The sequence below is a fragment of the Streptomyces sp. NPDC052043 genome (assembly GCF_044548235.1).
Classification (GTDB): Bacteria; Actinomycetota; Actinomycetes; order Streptomycetales; family Streptomycetaceae; genus Streptomyces.
This window is the reverse complement of record NZ_JBIUBT010000008.1, coordinates 40,180-57,154: the sequence shown is the minus strand read 5'-3', so window position 1 is coordinate 57,154 and position 16,975 is coordinate 40,180. Positions and strand designations below refer to the sequence as shown.

Sequence of the window (16,975 nt, the reverse complement as noted above, 5' to 3'; positions counted from 1 at the left end):
GGCACACAGAGATGTCCGAGCTGCCCGCACTTCCCGTCACCTTCCGGCCGGGCCGCACCCGGGCCGTCCTGCTCACCGCCGGAGCGGCCATATTCGTGGTGATCACCACCGTGGGGCTGCTGCTTGAGCAGCTCAGCCCCGGCGAACGGGTGAGCTTCGCCTTCACCGGCGCGCTTCTGGCCGGGGTCCTCGTCCTGCTCGCCCGGCCCAAGGTGGTCGCCGACGACTCGGGTGTCACCGTCGTCAATATCACAGGCCGGCGCCGTCTGGCATGGGCGGAGATAATCCAGGTCAACCTGCGCCCGGGTGATCCGTGGGTGTTCCTGAACCTCAGCGACGGCACAAGCCTGGCCGCGCTCGGCATACAGCCGGGTATAGCGAAACAGCAGGCCATCGCCGATGCGCGCGCCCTGCGCGCGCTCGTCGAGGCCCGTTCGGTCCCGGGTTCCGAGCGGTCCCCGGACAAACCTCAGGGCTGACTCGGGGACGTCCACCCTGCCGCATCGGCCGGTGTCTTGATTAATCTGGTTACGGACGCGTTTTCGCAGCGCCTCCGCCCCTGGGTTCCACGACCGGTGCCAGGGGCTCCTGCTACCCGAGGAGTGACTCCCTCCGGCGATGGACGGATCGTCCTGCAGTACCTGCGCCGCCCCCTGCCGACATAGCGCGGACCTGGTCCGCGTGAACGCGGAGGCGGCGGCATCATGACCACCCCCTTGCTGCTCCTCGGAGCGGCGTTCCTGCTCATTCTCGCCAACGGCTTCTTCGTCGCGGCCGAGTTCGGCCTGGTCACGGTCGAGCGCCCGGACGCCGAGAAGGCCGCAGAGGAGGGCGACAGACGGGCCCTGAGGGTCGTCGCGTCCCTCCGGGAGCTGTCCTTCCAGCTCTCCGGCACCCAGCTCGGCATCACCATCACCTCGCTGGTCGTCGGCATGCTCGCCGAACCGGCGCTCGCCGGGCTGCTGCGCGGCCCGTTCGCGGCCGTCGGCGTCCCGGGCGGTGCCGTGTCCGGCGTCGCCGTCGTCGTCGGCATGCTGCTGGCCTCGGCGGTCCAGATGGTGATCGGCGAGCTCGTACCCAAGAACTGGGCGGTCTCCCGGCCGCTCCAGGTGGCGCGCTTCGTGGCCGGACCGCAGCACCTCTTCTCGCGCCTGTTCCACCCGGTGATCGCCGCGCTCAACACGGTCGCCAACCGGCTGGTGCGGGCCCTGGGCGTCGAACCCACGGAGGAGCTGGCCTCCGCCCGCACCCCCGGCGAGCTGGTCTCGCTGGCCCGCCACTCGGCTCTGGCCGGCGCCCTCGAACAGGACACCGCGGACCTCTTCGTGCGCACCCTGTCCCTGGGCGACCTGACCGCACAGCACGTCATGACCCCGCGGGTGAAGGTCAGCGCGCTCCAGTCCTCGGCGACCGCCGAGGACGTGGTCAACCTCACCCGCGCCACCGGCCTGTCCCGCTTCCCCGTCTACCACGAGAAGATCGACGAGGTCGTCGGCATGGTCCACCTCAAGGACGCCCTCGCGGTGCCGTCCGACGAGTGGCTGCGCACCCCGGTGGGCCGTATCGCCCGCCCGGCGCTGCTGGTCCCCGAGACCCTGCCGGTGAAGCCGCTGCTCACCCAGCTGCGCAACGAGCAGCCGATCGCGGTCGTCGTCGACGAGTACGGCGGCACCGCGGGCGTCGTCACCCTGGAGGACATCGTCGAGGAACTCGTCGGCGAGGTCCGCGACGAGCACGACGCCAGGGACGTGCCGGAACTCGCGCCGGCCCCGCCCGAGGGCGGCAGCCCCGCCTGGGACGTCGACGGCGGCTGCCGTGTCGACCTGCTCCGGCGGATCGGCCTGGACGCGCCCGAGGGCCCGTACGAGACCGTCGCCGGACTGGTCGCCGACCTGCTCGGCCGTATCCCGGCCCCCGGCGACCGCGCCGAGCTGCCGGGCTGGCGGCTGGCCGTGCGCCAGGTCGGCCACTACCGCGCGGAGCGGGTGCGGCTGGTCCGTACCGCCGGTGCGGCTCAGACGGTCCCGGCCGTGGCGGAGGCCGCCCGATGAGCGTGATCCAACTGCTCTTCGCCGCGCTGCTGGTGCTCGCCAACGGCTTCTTCGTCGGCGCCGAGTTCGCCCTCGTCTCCGTCCGCCGCAGCCAGATCGAACCGCTCGGCACCGCCCGGGCCCGCCAGGTGCTGCACGGCCTCGAGCGGCTGCCGCAGATGATGGCCGCCGCCCAGTTCGGCATCACCGTCTGCTCGCTGACCCTGGGCGCCGTCGCCGAACCGACGGTGGCCCGCCTGCTGGAGCCGGTGTTCGCCTGGCTCCGCATGCCCAGCGGCGTGGTCCACCCGCTCGGCTACGTCATCGCGCTCGCCGCCGTGATCTTCTTCCACCTCGTCATCGGCGAGATGGTGCCGAAGAACCTCGCGATGGCCGCGCCGGAGAAGGCCGCGCTGTGGCTCGGCCCCGGTCTGGTCGCCTTCGCCCGGCTGTGCCGGCCGATCACGGTGGCGCTCGGCGCCTGCGCCAAGGCGGTGCTGCGGCTCTTCCGCGTCGAGCCCAAGGACGAGGTCGAGGCCGCCTTCACCAGCGTGCAGCTGGGCCGCCTCGTGGAGGACTCCCGCCAGGCGGGGCTCCTCGACCCCGAGGAGCAGGAGCGTCTGGAGGACGCCCTGGAGCTGGGCTCGCGCCCGGTGACCGACGTCCTGCTCCCGCGCGAGACGCTGGTCACGGTCGGTCCCTCGGTCACCTCGGCCGAGATCGTCGCGCTCACCGCCCGCACCGGGTACTCCCGCTTCCCGGTCGCCTCCGGCAACGGTGCCTTCCTGGGCTATGTGCACGTCAAGGACGTGCTCGACGTGGAGGACGCCGAGCAGGCCGTACCGCAGCGGACCTGGCGCCCGATGACGACCCTGCGGGCCGAGCTGCCGCTGGACGACGCCCTGACCGTCATGCGCCGGGCGGCGACCCACCTGGCCCAGGTCGCGGACGCCTCCGGCACGGTGCTGGGCCTGGTGGCCCTGGAGGACGTGCTGGAACTGCTCGTGGGCGAGGTGCGCGACCCCGCGCACCGCACGGCCACCGCGGCCACGGAGGTACGGCTGACCGAGCCGCGGGCAAGCGGGGAGCCGGAGGAGGCGCTGGCCACTCAGGTCCCGTAGGCACGCGGACGAGGGGCCCCGGGGGCCCGAGGATCCGTCACAGGGCTGACGGATCCTCGGGCCCCCGCCCCGACAGCACCTCCCCGTACGCCTGCATCAGGTCCGGCAGCCGCAGGGTCGACAGGTCGTCCCTGGACGGCGTTCCCGGGTACAGGGACAACCGCAGGTCCCGGTAGGCGCAGCTCTTCTCGTACAGGGTCCGCAGGAACCGCCCGTTGCCGAGCTCGTCGAGCCAGCCCTGGTCGACCACGTGCCCGGCGATCGAGCGCAGCTCGTCCCGGGCCTCGTCGTCCCACAGGTCGCCGTTCTCCGCGGCGAGCACCTTGCCGATCTCGGTGAGTTCCGCGGGCCGGTACGACGGGAAGTCCACCCGGGTGGTGAAGCGGGAGGACAGCCCGGGGTTGGCGGCGAGCAGGCGGTCCATGCCCTCGGGATAGCCGGCCAGGATCACCACCAGGTGGTCGCGGTTGTCCTCGGCCCGCTTGAGCAGCACCTGAAGGGCCTCGTCGCCGTACGCGTCGCCCTTGCCGTAGCCCGAGTTGGACAGGGAGTAGGCCTCGTCGACGAAGAGCACGCCGCCGATCGCGGAGTCGATGAGCTCGTTGGCCTTGACGGCGGTCTGCCCCAGGTACTCGCCGACCAGGTCGGCCCGCTGCGCCTCCACCAGGTGGTCGCCGCCGAGTAGGCCGAGCGCGTAGAAGACACGGCCGAGGATGCGGGCGACGGTGGTCTTGCCGGTGCCCGAGGGGCCGGAGAAGACGAAGTGACGTTTGGGCGGCTGCACGGGCAGCCCCTGCCCGGCCCGCAGCCGCGCCATGTTCAACTGCGCGGACAGCGCCTTGACCTGCCGTTTCACCGGTTCGAGGCCCACCATGCGCTCGAGCTGGGCGAGCGCTTCCTCCAGGAGGGCGGGGTCGGTGGGCCCGGTGGGCAGCGGCACCTCGGCGGCCGGCGCGCGCCGGCGCACCGCCGGCTCGGTCACCGGCGGCAGCGGACCGGTCGCCGGTAGGTCGGTCCCGGACGGCCTCAGGTCCCGGCCCTCGGTGCCGAACAGCGGGTCCAGCAGATCCGGCCCGTCCATGATGTCCTGCCCGAGACCGGTGAGGGTGATCGAGGCGAGGTCGGCCGCGTCCTCGTACCCGTCGCTCTCGGAGATCGCCGTGAGCCGCGCCGAGGTGTCCATGAAGGCCGGATCGACCCGGTGCACCGCCCGGTACAGGGGGAGCGCCGCGGCGCTGCGGCCGGTGCCCTCGTGGGCCCGTGCCAGCCAGTACCTGAGCTCCTTGCGCTGCGGCTGCTCGCTGCGGCAGCGCATCAGCGCGGCGGACAGCATCGGCTCGGCCTGCCCGTACATCTCCAGGCGCACCCGGGCCATGCCGCCGAACAGTCCGGCCTCGATGCCGAGCAGCGGGTCGTCGACCAGCGGGTCGGTGTGCCGGACGAGTTGCTCCCAGTCCTTGACGAGGTAGGAGCGGCAGGCGTGCAGAAAGCGGACCTGGGGGTCGGCGTCCACCGGCGGCAGCCCGGCCAGCGCGCGGTCCAGCTCGGGGACGTGGCGGCCGTCCAGCCAGTGCGAGGCGTGCGCGAGCAGCAGGTCGCGCGGGCTCTCCAGCACGGGTTGCACCCACCAGCCCAGCCAGTACCAGGAGTTGAGTGTGCGGTGGTGCCGGGCGCGCTGTTCGCCGAAGCGGTCGCGGTGCCGGAACATCCTGAGCAGCGCGGTCGTCGTGTCGACGCGCAGCGCGTGCAGGCCGAGCCAGCCGTCGGCCATCGAGGGGTCCAGCCGGACCGCGGCCCGGAACTCGTCCTCCGCCTGCGGATAAGCGCCCATGGTGTAGGCGTCCACGCCTCGCAGCCACGCGAGGTCGGCCGGGGCCTTCGGGCCCTGCGTGCCGAAGTCCATCACGTCCCCCACAAACCGTGCCCCCGAAGGTTCGCCGCCAGGCATCCACCTGACGGCTTCCTGTGGTCGAACCGCTGTACCGCGGACCGGAGTTGCAGGTGCGCGAAGCAGCCGTTCGAAGGTCGCACCGAGGGCATCGTACCTGCGGGGCCGCCGCCCGCCGAAGGGTGCCGCACAGGCCGTTCGGCGAGGTGGCGGCGGACGCGACGCCTTCGGTTTGGTGACCGAGTGTGAGCGAATGGCACCGCGCAGCGTCCGGAAAACGCGATGAGGGCAGAACGAAGCCCCCGATCACGGGGGAACAATCGGGGGCTTCGTGACTGCGGGCGGTACGCGATGACCGCTCATTGAGAACGTAAGACCTGTACGGCCCCCGGGTCAAGCGGAGTTGAGGGACTCGGGGAAGTTGCCCGGCAAGGGCCTTCACAAGTTCAGCACATTGCCGACGGCCCGTCACGGTGCGTGACGAACTGGTCCGGTCCAACATTCCCGGCGGGCCCTGGCAGCACCGCGTACCCCTCGGGCAACTGCCGTACCAGAAGATCGGCGAAGGGCCGCGAGGGATCCTCGGCGAAGTGCCGCCGCTCGGCCTCGACCCACCCGGACCAGAACTCCCGCTGCTCCTCCCCGTCCCGCGCCCGGCCTCGCGCCCAGGCCTCCTCGCGTGGCAGGTCCATCCACAGCAGGTGCGCCAGATGCGGACGCAGTACCCGCCGCCCGGCGCCCACGCCCTCGACGAGGACCACGGGTGCCGGAGGCAGCGCTCGCGCGGCCCCGAACCGTCGTGCCCGCCAGTCGTAGGGGGCGTAGCGTGCCGCCGCTCCCCGTCCGAGCGGCTCGACGACCTCGCTCAGCAGCCGCCCCTCCCAGCCGAACAGCTCCTCATGGCTCGCGATGTCGTCCAGACGCAGCACGGGCGCGCCCCCCAGCGCCGCGGCCAGCTTCCCCGTGAACGTGGACTTCCCGGACCCGGCGTGCCCGTCGATGCCGACCAGCCGCACGGTCCCGCAGGACGGCGGCACATCACGGAGGAAGGCGGCGAGGGCGCGGATAACGGTTCCCGGAGGGCGAAGAGGGCGTAGAGGGCGACGGCATGTTTCCCGAGGTCATTCTAGTGACCCCCCGCCCGCCTGCGGCCCGCCCTCCCGCCGCTCACGGCCCGCTGCTCGCCGCTCGCGGCCTCCCGCAGGCCCGCCGCCCGCCTTCCCGTGCCCCACCGCCTGCCGCCTGCCCTTCCGTGCCCCGCAGCTCGCGGCCTGCCCCTCCCGTGGCCCCCGGCCTGCCCCTCTTGCGGCCGCCCGCCTCCTGCCGGTCGCGGCCTGCGGCCCGCCGCTTGCGGCCGTCCGCCTCCCGCCGCTCGCGGCCTGCCGCCCCTGCGGCGGGCCGGAGGGCCCGGCGGGCCGGGGACTCGGTGCAGGTCATGCCAGTGGTGGAGACCAATATTGGTGCGCGCGGCATGTGTCGAAGTGCTGGCAGGAGGCGGGCGGCGCGGCCATAGTGGGCGCAGCCACGGACCCGCCCCGACGTCGGACACCTGGGGGTCACCCACCCATGAGCAGAGCCGAACAGCCGTCCCGCAGATCCGTCCTGGCCGTCGCCGTCGCCGCGGCGGCGATGGCGGGTGGTGCGGCCCCGATGGCCGCCGCGGCCACGGCCGCCCCCGCCACCCGCGCCAAGGACGCCAAAACCGCCCCGGCCCGCCCGGTCGACTACCGCGCCTGGACCACGATCACCGACTGGCGCACGGGCACGGCCCGCGGCACCCGCGCCGTCGCGGGCGCCCGGCCAGGCCTCGAGATCGCGCAGCCCGCGGGCACCACCGACTACACCGACCCGCACACCGGCACGACCGCGACCTGGGAGTACGCCACCTGGACCAGCCCGGTGCACCGGCTGTCCGTGCCGGCCACGGAGGCGGTCGCCTCCTGGAACGCGCACACCCCGTCCGGCACGTGGATCCAGGTCGAACTGCGGGGCACGTACACCGACGGCACGGACACCCCCTGGTACGTGATGGGTCGCTGGGCGGCCGGCGACCAGGACATCAGACGAACCTCCGTCGACGGCCAGAGCGACGGTCGCAGCACGATCTGGACGGACACCTTCTCCGTGGACGACGCGGCCTCCGGGCTGCGCCTCGTCTCGTACCGACTGCGGCTCACCCTCCACCGCAAGCCCGGCACCGGGCTCACCCCCACCGTCTGGCGGGTCGGCGCCATGGGCTCCGACATCCCGGACCGCTTCACCGTCCCCGCCTCCACCCCCGGCCTGGCCAAGGAGTTGGCCGTCCCGCGCTACTCGCAGTCGATCCACCACGGCCAGTACCCCGAGTACGACAACGGCGGGGAGGCCTGGTGCAGCCCCACCTCCTCCGAGATGATCATCGAGTACTGGGGCGGCCGGCTCACTCCCGAGCAACTGTCCTGGGTGGACCCGTCCTACGACGACCCGCAGGTCTGCAACGCGGCCCGGTACACGTACGACTACCAGTACGAGGGCTGCGGCAACTGGCCGTTCAACGCCGCCTACGCGGCCACCTTCAACGGGCTGCAGGGTGTGATCACCCGGCTCACCTCGCTCACCGACCTGGAGACGCTGATCGCGGCCGGAATCCCGGCCATAACGTCCCAGTCCTTCCTCGACACCGAGCTGACCGGCGCCGGTTACGGCACCAACGGCCACCTGATGACCGTCATCGGCTTCACCGCCGACGGCGACGTGATCGCGAACGACCCCGCCTCGCCGAGCGACGCGGCGGTACGGCGCGTGTACCGGCGCCGGGAGTTCGAGAACATCTGGCTCAGGACCAAGCGCTACAACGCCTCCGGCAAGGTCGCCTCCGGTTCCGGCGGCATCTGCTACCTGTACTTCCCGGCCCACGTCACGGGCCACCAGCGCAAGGCGCTCGCCGCCGTGGGCGTGAGCTGACCGGGGCCCCGCGCGTACGAAGGCCCCGGGCGACCGGGGCCTTTCCGGCGACCTGCCGGCGCGCGGGGCCGGCCTGCCATACTGCGGTGGTCGACCGCCAGTTGGAGGCCAGATTCGCATTGAACAGCAGTCAACCGCGTGAGTCCGTCCGCCCCCAGCCCCTCGGCTCCGTTCGAGCCGAAAGGCCCCACGACCGGGTGCGCGGCACCGAGCGCTCCGAGGGCCGTCGCGCCGAACTCCTCGCCATCGGACGGAGGTTGTTCGCCGACACGTCCTACGACGCCCTCTCGATGGACGACATCGCCCGGCAGGCCCATGTGGCCAAGGGGCTGATCTACTACTACTTCCGGTCCAAACGCGGCTACTACCTGGCGATCGTCGAGGACTCCGTCGCCGCCCTGGTCACCTCCGCGGCCGGCGGTCTGGAGCGGCCCGCCGTGGACCGGCTGCACCGCACCATCGACGGCTACCTCCGCTACGCCGAGCACAACCAGGCCGCCTACCGCACCATCGTCAGCGGCGGCGTCGGCTTCGACGCCGAGGTGCACGCCATCCGGGACGGGGTGCGCGAGGCCATCGTCGCGACCATCGCGGAGGGCGCCTACGGCCGTACCGCCATCGCCCCGGCGGCCCGTACGGGGCTGCTCGCCTGGGTGTGCGGTGTCGAGGGCGCCACCCTCGACTGGATCGGCCGGCCCGAGCTCTCCCGGGACGCCCTGCGCGAGTTGCTGGTGAAGACCCTCGGCGGCACGCTGCGGGCCATCGAGGAGGTCGACCCGACTCACCCGGCCCCCGCACCCGCCCGCCGCGACGACTGAACGGCAAGGGGCGAGGAGGCGGGGTGGAGGGGACTCGCCCCGCCCCGGGGGACTCGCCCCCGCCCCGCCTCCTCGGCCGCGGCGCTAATCGACCGCGTCGATCAGCTCACCGCTCGCCGTGTCCCCGCTCAGCTCCCAGAGGAACGTCCCGCCCAGGCCCTGGTCGTTCTTGTACGCCATCTTCGTCGCGATGGTCGCCGGAGTGTCGTAACTCCACCATTCGCTGCCGCACTTGGCGTACGCCGTGCCGCCCACCGTGCCGGTCGCCGGGCACTTGTCCCTGAGCACCTTGTAGTCGTCGATGCCCTGCTCGTACGTGCCCGCCGCCGGTCCGGTCGCCGTGCCGCCGGGCTCGGACTGGGTGACGCCGGTCCAGCCGCGGCCGTAGAAGCCGATGCCGAGCAGCAGTTTCGAGGCCGGGATCCCGAGGTCCTTGAGCTTGGCGATGGTCGCCGAGGTGGTGTACTCCTCCTTCGGGATGCCGGAGTAGGAGGTCAGCGGCGAGTGCGGGGCCGTCGGGCCGGCCGCGTCCCAGGCGCCGAAGTAGTCGTAGGTCATGGGGTTGTACCAGTCGACGTCGGCCGCGGCGCCCGCGTAGTCGGCCGCGTCGATCTTGCCGCCGCTGCTCGCGTCCGCCGGGATCGCCGCGGTGACCAGCGAACCGCCGCCGAACTTGGCGCGCAGCGCCGCCATCAGGTCCTTGAAGGCCTCGCGACCGCTGGTGTCGCAGGTGTTGCCGCAGGCGTTGGGGTACTCCCAGTCGATGTCGATGCCGTCGAAGACGCCCGCCCACTGGGGGTTGTTGACCAGGTCGTAGCAGGACTGGGCGAAGGCCTCCGGGTTCTTCGCGGCCTCGCCGAAGCCGCCTGACCAGGTCCAGCCGCCGAACGACCACAGCACCTTCAGCTCCGGGTGCTGCTTCTTCAGCTTCAGCAACTGGTTGAAGTTGCCGCGCAGCGGCTGGTCCCAGGTGTCGGCGACCCCGTCCACCGACTCGTCGGCGGTGTAGGCACGGTCGGTCGCGGCGTAGGAGTCGCCCATGGCGCACGTGCCGCCGGTGACGTTGCCGAAGGCGTAGTTGATGTGGGTGAGCTTCGCCGCGGAGCCGGAGGTCTCGATGTTCTTGACGTGGTAGTTGCGGTCGTAGACGCCCCATTCGGTGAAGTAGCCGACCACCTTGGAGCCCGCGGCGGCCGTCTGGGCGGCGGACCGGGTGGGGGTGGCGGTGGCCGTGCCGGCGCCGGCGAGCAGTCCGGCGCCGAGCGCGACGGTGCAGGCGGCGGACAGCAGTGCCCGGAGGCGGTGGGAGGTGTGCATCGGGTGTCTCCTCGTGGGGGAGAGGGGATCGGGCCGATTGGCATGAACGCGGTAAGCGCGTGGTCCGGGGAACCCTAGGAGGACTAGACCAGTGCGTCAATGGTTCGGACCATTTTCAGGCCCGCGGGATTTCTTGAAGTAAGCGGTCGTTAACCGGTGACGAGATGCCCCGGATCGGGCATACTCACAGCGCACAGCCGCTGGTCAGCAAGACCGTGACCCGGGATCGCCGAACCGGCTGGGCCCGAGGAAGACCCCGGCGGAGCCGCCCCACCCAAGGCCTGCATCCGTCGTTGTGCCCGAAAGGGAGGAGAGCGTCGCCATGCCCGACCGCGCCCCGCAGCAGGTGGACCGGCAACTGCCCACGGAGGAGGCCCGGGACCTGATCTCGCTCGTCCGCGACATCGCGCAGCACGAGATCGCCCCGAAGGCGGCCGAGGAGGAGGACGCGGGGCGCTTCCCGCGCGAGGTCTTCACCCTGCTCTCCCGCTCGGGCCTGCTCGGCCTGCCCTACGACTCCCGGTTCGGCGGCGGTGACCAGCCCTACGAGGTCTACCTCCAGGTCCTGGAGGAGCTGTCCGCGGCCCGTCTCACCGTCGGCCTCGGCCTGAGCGTGCACACCCTCGCCTCCTACGGGCTCGCCGCCTACGGCACCACCAAGCAGCAGGTCGAGCACCTGCCCGCGATGCTGGGCGGCGGCCTGCTCGGCGGCTACGCCCTCTCCGAGCCGGCCTCGGGCTCCGACGCCGCCTCGCTCAGCACCAAGGCGGTCCGGAACGGCGACGGCTGGGTGCTCACCGGAACCAAGTCCTGGATCACCCACGGCGGGGTCGCCGACTTCTACACGGTGATGGCCCGCACCGGTGAGCAGGGCCCGCGCGGCATCACCGCCTTCCTCGTGCCGGGCGACGCCGAGGGCCTGAGCGCCGCGGCCCCGGAGAAGAAGATGGGCCTCAAGGGCTCGCCCACCGCGCAGCTCCACCTCGACGGCGTGCGGGTCGGCGACGACCGGCGCCTGGGCGAGGAGGGGCAGGGCTTCGCCATCGCCCTGTCCGCGCTCGACTCGGGCCGGCTCGGCATCGCGGCCTGCGCCATCGGCCTCGCCCAGGCCGCGCTCGACGAGGCGGTCGGCTACGCCGCCGGCCGGCAGCAGTTCGGGCGGCCGATCTCCGACTTCCAGGGCCTGCGCTTCATGCTCGCCGACATGGCGACGCAGATCGAGGCGGGCCGCGCGCTGTACCTGGCGGCGGCGCGGCTGCGGGACGCGGGCCTGCCGTTCGCGCGGCAGGCGGCGATGGCCAAGCTGTTCTGCACGGACACGGCCATGAAGGTGACCACGGACGCCGTCCAGGTGCTCGGCGGCTACGGCTACACCACGGACTTCCCGACCGAGCGCTACATGCGCGAGGCCAAGGTCCTGCAGATCGTCGAGGGCACCAACCAGATCCAGCGGATGGTCATCGCCCGTCACGTCGCGGGTCCCGAGACCCGCTGAGCTGCGCGAGGCCGCTCGGCGGCGCCGCCAGGCGGACCCACTCCGGGTCGTGACGTCCCGGCAGGGTGCGGCCCCGGTCGGCCCAGGCGCGCATCAGGTCGCGGTAGATCGGCGGGTCCGGTGACTGCGGGGACGCGGGCGGAACCGTTGCCGCGGGCGGTGGCGGCACGAAGATGCGCCGCCGTCGTCCGGCTGCCGGGCGCGTGATGGTCATACCCGGCCAACGCGGCGTCCGGCGGGCAGGTCACCGCCCGGTGGAATCGAGTGTGAGTTCACCGGCGTCCGGAGCGGTGGTCGGTGAAGAACCGGGTGCGCTGTCCGGGCGGCGCGGCGGCCTGCGGACCCCGGCCGTGGCGCACGCGCGGATGCGGACGCCCGGCGGCGGCGTCGCGCCGCTCAGGCGGCGTACCGGCGCACCTGCGGAACGCGCATCGGGCGGGAGCCGGGGCCGCCGACGTGCGAGAAGGGCTGCATGCGCCAGTCGAGGCTCTGCGGGAGCGTCAGCAGCAGCGCGGTGTCCTGCTCCTGGGGGCCGAAGGACTCGTCCGAGGGCCGGGCCTCGGACGCCCAGAGTCCCGTACCGGCGCAGACCGTGAGCCCGAACGGGTTCCACGGCGAGGCGCACAGCGCGTGCTCCGGCAGTACCTCCTCGTCCGCCAGCAGGGCGATGGGCTGTGCGCACTCCGGGCAGACCACCCGGTACATCTCGAAGGTGTCGTAGGCGTCGGCTTCCGCACCCTCCGCGTCGTCGTCGACCTCGGAGTCCAGCCACTCCGGCTGGAGCTCGACGACCGTCTGCCGCCGCCTGGGCACAGAACGACCAGGGCGCTTGACACTCTGCATGGGATTCTCCCCCTAAGGCTGGGCCGTGAAGGCACTGCGGCCTCGACCACAGCAAGCACTTCCCGTCCACTCTCGCCGGTAATCACGGGAACATCACGGAGAGGCTCCGGGGTGTGTGGTGTTGGTCACACGCGGCGTGCGGGTGTCCGCCGTGGTGGGTTTGTCCGCCGGCGCGGCACGCTCCGGACCGCTCGGCTGTCCCGGGAGATCTGGCGCACTGTAGGTTCTTGCGCCATGGAGGAGCTGGACCGACAGATCGTGCAGCTGCTCGTCGAGGACGGGCGGATGAGCTACACCGACCTGGGCAAGGCCACCGGTCTGTCCACGTCGGCCGTGCACCAGCGGGTGCGCCGGCTGGAGCAGCGCGGTGTCATCCGCGGCTACGCCGCTGTCGTCGACGCCGAGGCCGTGGGGCTGCCCATGACGGCCTTCATCTCGGTCAAACCCTTCGATCCCAGCGCCCCCGACGACATCGCCGACCGCCTGGCCGGCGTCCCCGAGATCGAGGCCTGCCACAGCGTCGCCGGCGACGAGAACTACATCCTCAAGGTCCGCGTCTCCACCCCGCACGAGCTGGAGGAACTGCTGGCCCGCGTACGCACGTTGGCAGGCGTCTCGACCCGCACGACGGTGGTCCTCTCCACCCCGTACGAATCCCGCCCGCCCCGCATCTGACCCCACCCCGGCCGGCGTGGCAGGCGCGCGTCTCGGGACACCGGGCGGGTTCGCCGGGACGCCTGCGGCGGAGCCTCGGAGCGTGCCGGGGCGACCTGCGTGCCGGAGGGTTCGCAGGAGGCGGGAGACTGGGGGCATGAGTGAGCGTGCTGTCGAGGTCAGGACCGTTCTTCTGCGCAGGGGCGAGGTCCACAGTCCCGCCGACCCGTTCGCGACCGCCATGGTCGTGGAGGCGGGCCAGGTGGCCTGGGTCGGCTCCGAGGGGGCGGCCGACGCCTTCGCCGACGGAGTCGACGAGGTGGTCGACCTGGACGGGGCCCTCGTCACCCCGGCGTTCACCGACGCCCATGTGCACACCACCGCCACCGGCCTCGCGCTCACCGGTCTCGACCTGTCCGACGCGCCCGACCTGGAGGCGGCGCTCGCCCTGGTCCGGGACTTCGCCGCCGCCCGCCCGGACGACCGCGTCCTGCTCGGCCACGGATGGGACGCGGCCCGCTGGCCCGGCGGACGCCCCCCGACGCGCGCCGAACTCGACGAGGCCACCGGCGGCCGGCCGCTCTACCTCAGCCGCATCGACGTCCACTCCGCGGTGGTCACCACCGCGCTGCTCGACCTCGTGCCGGAGATCCACGGGCCCGTGGACGGCCCGCTGACCGCCGATGCCCACCACGCCGTGCGGGCCGCCGCGTTCGCCGCGGTCACCCCCGCCCAGCGCGCCGGGGCGCAGCGCGCCGCGCTCGCCCGTGCCGCCTCCCTGGGCATCGGATCGGTGCACGAGTGCGGCGGCCCGCGCATCTCCTCCGAGGACGACTTCACGGGCCTGCTGCGGCTCGCCGCCGAGGAACCCGGCCCCCGGGTCGTCGGCTACTGGGCGGAGGAGGACGTCGACAAGGCGCGCCGGCTGGGCGCCCACGGCGCCGCCGGCGACCTCTTCGTGGACGGCTCCATCGGCTCGCACACCGCCTGCCTGCACGCGCCGTACACCGACGCGGCCCACACCGGCACCGCCTACCTGGACGCGGCCGCCGTCGCCGCCCACGTCGCAGCCTGCACCGAGGCGGGCCTCCAGGCGGGCTTCCACGCCATCGGCGACGCTGCCGTGACCGCGGTCGTCGAGGGGGTGCGCGCCGCCGTCGAGAAGGTGGGGCCGGCCCGTGTCCGCGCCGCCCGGCACCGCGTCGAGCACGCCGAGATGCTCACGCCGGAGACCGTCGCGGCCTTCGCCGAGCTCGGTCTCACCGCGTCCGTACAGCCCGCCTTCGACGCCCTGTGGGGCGGCGAGGAGGGCATGTACACCCAGCGCCTGGGCGCCGAGCGGGCCCGGACGCTGAACCCCTTCGCGGCCCTGCTGCGGGCCGGCGTCCCCCTCGCCTTCGGGTCCGACAGCCCCGTCACGCCGCTGGACCCGTGGGGCACGGTCCGGGCGGCGGCCTTCCACCGCACCCCCGAGCACCGCGTGTCCGTACGCGCCGCGTTCACCGCGCACACCCGCGGCGGCTGGCGGGCGGTCGGACGGGACGACGCGGGCGTCCTGGTGCCCGGCGCCCCCGCGGACTACGCCGTCTGGCGTACCGGCGAACTCCTCGTGCAGGCCCCCGACGACCGGGTCGCGCGCTGGTCGACCGACCCGCGCTCCGGCACCCCGGGACTGCCCGACCTCACCCCGGGGCGTGACCTGCCCGTCTGCCTGCGGACCGTGGTGGGCGGACGGACGGTGTTCGTACGGCCGGGCGAGTGATCTCCCGCGGGCGCGCTGCGCCACCCCGCGCCCGCCGCTCGGTCGCGCGACCTGCGTATCCTCCGCGCCGACCGGGCGGGCACGGACGTTTGTACAGGTCAAGGCGCTGGTTGACAGGCGACGGCAGCGGGCCGGTAGGTTCTGCCGGGTCCACCACCGGACGCCCGGCCGGGGAACTTCCGTACCCGCGTCGCGGCGCCGCTGGGTCAGGGACGGTGTGCCGCACCGGGTCACCGTCGCTGGGAGCCAGGCTCAGCGCCCGTGTCCGCGGGGGAACGTTCCGAACGGTCGGCAAGGTGTGACCCGGGTGGGGCCCGGGCGCTCAGTAGACAACGGCTTTGGGTCGATCCGCAGCCAGCGGGTCCCAGGTCGGCCCGAAGGGCGCCGGGCCCCCATCCGCCGTACCGGCGGATCCATGGCACGATCGAAGCGAGCGCTCTTACCCCGCTCTTGCCGAATCGACACCCCCGTGCGTCTGCGATGTCACGTCCTCGCAGGCGGGGGCCACTATGGTGGTCCCCTGCGCACGGACATGAAGGGGCAGTAGTGAACGACGGCGACGGCACCCCCGCGGCCGGCTCCCGGGACAGACGACCCGGCCCGCTCGGCACGGCCTTGGTGATCATTCCGACCTACAACGAGGCGGAGAACATCAAGACGATCGTGAGCCGGGTGCGCACGGCCGTCCCCGAGGCGCACGTCCTCGTGGCCGACGACAACAGCCCCGACGGCACGGGCAAGATCGCCGACGAACTGGCGGCCGAGGACGGGCACGTGCACGTGCTGCACCGCAAGGGCAAGGAGGGTCTCGGCGCTGCCTACCTCGCGGGCTTCCGCTGGGGCCTGGAGCGCGACTACGGCGTACTGATCGAGATGGACGCCGACGGCTCCCACCAGCCCGAGGAGCTGCCCCGGCTGCTGACCGCCCTCAAGGGCGCCGACCTGGTCCTCGGCTCCCGCTGGGTGCCCGGCGGACGCGTGGTGAACTGGCCGAAGTCCCGCGAGTTCATCTCCCGTGGCGGCAGCACCTACTCGCGTCTCGCCCTGGACCTGCCCCTGCGGGACATCACCGGCGGCTACCGCGCCTTCCGCCGGGAGACGCTGGAGGGCCTGGGCCTGGACGAGGTCGCCTCGCAGGGCTACTGCTTCCAGGTCGACCTCGCCCGCCGCGCCGTGAGGGCCGGTTACCACGTCGTCGAGGTCCCCATCACCTTCGTCGAGCGCGAGCACGGCGACTCCAAGATGAGCCGCGACATCCTCGTCGAGGCGCTGTGGCGGGTCACCGCGTGGGGCGTGGGGGAGCGGGTGACCAAGATCACCCGCCGGGGCGGCAAGACCCAGGGCTAGGGCCTGTTGCGTCGCGGGGCAGGCGGGACTTTCACAACAGGTCCTCACCCTTATCCGGGATTGAGCGGTCGCCAGGCACACTGGGAGCATGACGACTGGCGCTCCGACCTCTTCGTACTCCGCCCGACCCCGGCGCTCCCGGCCCCGCCGGTACCTGCCGCTGGGCCTGGCGGTGTGGATCGTGCTGGAGATCTGGCTGCTGACGGTGGTCGCGCGAGCGGCGGGCGGGTTCACGGTCTTCCTGCTGCTGGTCGCCGGCCTCGTCCTCGGCGCGGTGGTGATCAAGCGGGCGGGCCGCCGCGCCTTCCAGAACCTCAACGAGGCGCTCCAGCAGGGCGGCGCCCCCTCCTCGCGCCGCGGTGGCAACGGCCTGATGATGCTGGGCGGCCTGCTGCTGATGATCCCCGGCCTGGTCTCCGACGTGGTGGGCCTGCTTCTGCTGGTCCCGCCGGTCCAGCAGGCCGTGAGCCGCTACGCCGGGCGGACCGTCGACCGCAGGCTGCGCGACGCCACCCCCGGCACGCTCGGCGACGCCTTCCAGCAGGCCCGCATGCACCGCCCCGACGGCAAGGTGGTCCAGGGCGAGGTGATCAGGGACGAGCCGGCGGACGCCCCGGGCGAGCAGCGCCCGCCGCTGACCCGGTGACACCGGCGCACGCGCGCCGTCGAAGAGCAGACCGAAGAGCAGACGTCGCGCGGCACTGAGAGCAGACATGGCAGCGGGCGCCGTACGTGATCGTACGGCGCCCGCTGCCAC

The 16,975-nt window shown here is 73.0% G+C and carries 15 protein-coding genes; 10 read left to right on the top strand and 5 right to left on the bottom strand.

Annotated features, from left to right (window positions below; genetic code table 11):
• The first annotated feature begins 11 nt into the window (after positions 1-11).
• The 3 genes from ACIHCX_RS20720 to ACIHCX_RS20710 all read left to right on the top strand — a co-directional run bounded on the left by ACIHCX_RS20720 (position 12) and on the right by ACIHCX_RS20710 (position 3,151).
• The gene (locus tag ACIHCX_RS20720) at positions 12-479 is read left to right on the top strand and encodes a PH domain-containing protein (RefSeq protein WP_400031466.1); all 468 of its coding nucleotides are present in this window, start codon (positions 12-14) and stop codon (positions 477-479) included.
• 225 nt (positions 480-704) lie between these two features.
• Entirely contained in the window at positions 705-2,051 is a 1,347-nt protein-coding gene (locus tag ACIHCX_RS20715) for a hemolysin family protein (RefSeq protein ID WP_400031464.1), read from the top strand.
• Positions 2,048-3,151: a hemolysin family protein gene (locus tag ACIHCX_RS20710; protein ID WP_400031462.1), complete on the top strand. Its 1,104-nt coding sequence runs from the start codon at positions 2,048-2,050 to the stop codon at positions 3,149-3,151. The genes ACIHCX_RS20715 and ACIHCX_RS20710 overlap by 4 nt, the downstream gene beginning before the upstream one ends.
• A 37-nt stretch (positions 3,152-3,188) precedes the next feature.
• Here the strand turns inward: ACIHCX_RS20710 and ACIHCX_RS20705 are convergent, their stop codons facing one another.
• Both ACIHCX_RS20705 and ACIHCX_RS20700 read right to left on the bottom strand, forming a co-directional pair.
• On the bottom strand, positions 3,189-5,054 hold the full coding sequence (locus tag ACIHCX_RS20705) for an AAA family ATPase (RefSeq protein ID WP_400031460.1): 1,866 nt from the start codon (positions 5,052-5,054) through the stop codon (positions 3,189-3,191).
• 431 nt (positions 5,055-5,485) lie between these two features.
• Positions 5,486-6,106 carry a uridine kinase gene (locus ACIHCX_RS20700; protein WP_400032037.1) on the bottom strand — a complete coding sequence of 207 codons (621 nt, stop codon included), beginning with the start codon at positions 6,104-6,106 and terminating at the stop codon, positions 5,486-5,488.
• A 499-nt stretch (positions 6,107-6,605) separates the two neighbouring features.
• Here ACIHCX_RS20700 and ACIHCX_RS20695 point away from each other — a divergent pair, with 499 nt between their 5' ends.
• Both ACIHCX_RS20695 and ACIHCX_RS20690 read left to right on the top strand, forming a co-directional pair.
• Positions 6,606-7,982, top strand: coding sequence for a peptidase C39 family protein (locus tag ACIHCX_RS20695; RefSeq protein ID WP_400031458.1), 1,377 nt, complete (start codon positions 6,606-6,608; stop codon positions 7,980-7,982).
• Positions 7,983-8,101: 119 nt separating this feature from the next.
• Positions 8,102-8,800: a TetR/AcrR family transcriptional regulator gene (locus tag ACIHCX_RS20690; protein ID WP_400031456.1), complete on the top strand. Its 699-nt coding sequence runs from the start codon at positions 8,102-8,104 to the stop codon at positions 8,798-8,800.
• 84 nt (positions 8,801-8,884) lie between these two features.
• On the opposite strand, the gene ACIHCX_RS20685 is transcribed toward ACIHCX_RS20690, so the two are convergent.
• The gene (locus tag ACIHCX_RS20685; protein ID WP_400031454.1) at positions 8,885-10,117 is read right to left on the bottom strand and encodes a glycoside hydrolase family 18 protein; all 1,233 of its coding nucleotides are present in this window, start codon (positions 10,115-10,117) and stop codon (positions 8,885-8,887) included.
• Positions 10,118-10,439: 322 nt separating this feature from the next.
• Here ACIHCX_RS20685 and ACIHCX_RS20680 point away from each other — a divergent pair, with 322 nt between their 5' ends.
• A complete protein-coding gene (locus ACIHCX_RS20680; protein ID WP_400031452.1) occupies positions 10,440-11,612 on the top strand; it encodes an acyl-CoA dehydrogenase family protein in 1,173 nt (390 codons plus the stop codon).
• On the opposite strand, the gene ACIHCX_RS20675 is transcribed toward ACIHCX_RS20680, so the two are convergent.
• Together ACIHCX_RS20675 and ACIHCX_RS20670 are read right to left on the bottom strand one after the other, a co-directional pair.
• Entirely contained in the window at positions 11,575-11,826 is a 252-nt protein-coding gene (locus tag ACIHCX_RS20675; RefSeq protein WP_400031450.1) for a hypothetical protein, read from the bottom strand. The two genes, ACIHCX_RS20680 and ACIHCX_RS20675, sit on opposite strands and share 38 nt — an antisense overlap.
• Positions 11,827-12,008: 182 nt before the next feature.
• Positions 12,009-12,455: a hypothetical protein gene (locus ACIHCX_RS20670; protein WP_400031448.1), complete on the bottom strand. Its 447-nt coding sequence runs from the start codon at positions 12,453-12,455 to the stop codon at positions 12,009-12,011.
• Between the two features lie 234 nt (positions 12,456-12,689).
• Between ACIHCX_RS20670 and ACIHCX_RS20665 the strand changes: the two genes are divergently transcribed.
• The 4 genes from ACIHCX_RS20665 (at position 12,690) to fxsA (ending at position 16,864) form a co-directional block, all read left to right on the top strand.
• The gene (locus tag ACIHCX_RS20665) at positions 12,690-13,130 is read left to right on the top strand and encodes an Lrp/AsnC family transcriptional regulator (RefSeq protein ID WP_400031446.1); all 441 of its coding nucleotides are present in this window, start codon (positions 12,690-12,692) and stop codon (positions 13,128-13,130) included.
• A gap of 136 nt (positions 13,131-13,266) precedes the next feature.
• Positions 13,267-14,871: an amidohydrolase gene (locus tag ACIHCX_RS20660; RefSeq protein ID WP_400031444.1), complete on the top strand. Its 1,605-nt coding sequence runs from the start codon at positions 13,267-13,269 to the stop codon at positions 14,869-14,871.
• Positions 14,872-15,417: 546 nt separating this feature from the next.
• A complete protein-coding gene (locus tag ACIHCX_RS20655) occupies positions 15,418-16,218 on the top strand; it encodes a polyprenol monophosphomannose synthase (RefSeq protein WP_400031441.1) in 801 nt (266 codons plus the stop codon).
• Between the two features lie 88 nt (positions 16,219-16,306).
• On the top strand, positions 16,307-16,864 hold the full coding sequence (gene fxsA / locus ACIHCX_RS20650; RefSeq protein ID WP_400031439.1) for an FxsA family membrane protein: 558 nt from the start codon (positions 16,307-16,309) through the stop codon (positions 16,862-16,864).
• Positions 16,865-16,975 lie beyond the last annotated feature (111 nt).

Coding starts and splice junctions, on each gene's coding strand:
- ACIHCX_RS20720 (WP_400031466.1), top strand. CDS start 12: ATGTCCGAGCTGCCCGCACTTCCCGTCACCTTCCGGCCGGGCCGCACC.
- ACIHCX_RS20715 (WP_400031464.1), top strand. CDS start 705: ATGACCACCCCCTTGCTGCTCCTCGGAGCGGCGTTCCTGCTCATTCTC.
- ACIHCX_RS20710 (WP_400031462.1), top strand. CDS start 2,048: ATGAGCGTGATCCAACTGCTCTTCGCCGCGCTGCTGGTGCTCGCCAAC.
- ACIHCX_RS20705 (WP_400031460.1), bottom strand. CDS start 5,054: ATGGACTTCGGCACGCAGGGCCCGAAGGCCCCGGCCGACCTCGCGTGG.
- ACIHCX_RS20695 (WP_400031458.1), top strand. CDS start 6,606: ATGAGCAGAGCCGAACAGCCGTCCCGCAGATCCGTCCTGGCCGTCGCC.
- ACIHCX_RS20685 (WP_400031454.1), bottom strand. CDS start 10,117: ATGCACACCTCCCACCGCCTCCGGGCACTGCTGTCCGCCGCCTGCACC.
- ACIHCX_RS20680 (WP_400031452.1), top strand. CDS start 10,440: ATGCCCGACCGCGCCCCGCAGCAGGTGGACCGGCAACTGCCCACGGAG.
- ACIHCX_RS20675 (WP_400031450.1), bottom strand. CDS start 11,826: ATGACCATCACGCGCCCGGCAGCCGGACGACGGCGGCGCATCTTCGTG.
- ACIHCX_RS20670 (WP_400031448.1), bottom strand. CDS start 12,455: ATGCAGAGTGTCAAGCGCCCTGGTCGTTCTGTGCCCAGGCGGCGGCAG.
- ACIHCX_RS20665 (WP_400031446.1), top strand. CDS start 12,690: ATGGAGGAGCTGGACCGACAGATCGTGCAGCTGCTCGTCGAGGACGGG.
- ACIHCX_RS20660 (WP_400031444.1), top strand. CDS start 13,267: ATGAGTGAGCGTGCTGTCGAGGTCAGGACCGTTCTTCTGCGCAGGGGC.
- fxsA (WP_400031439.1), top strand. CDS start 16,307: ATGACGACTGGCGCTCCGACCTCTTCGTACTCCGCCCGACCCCGGCGC.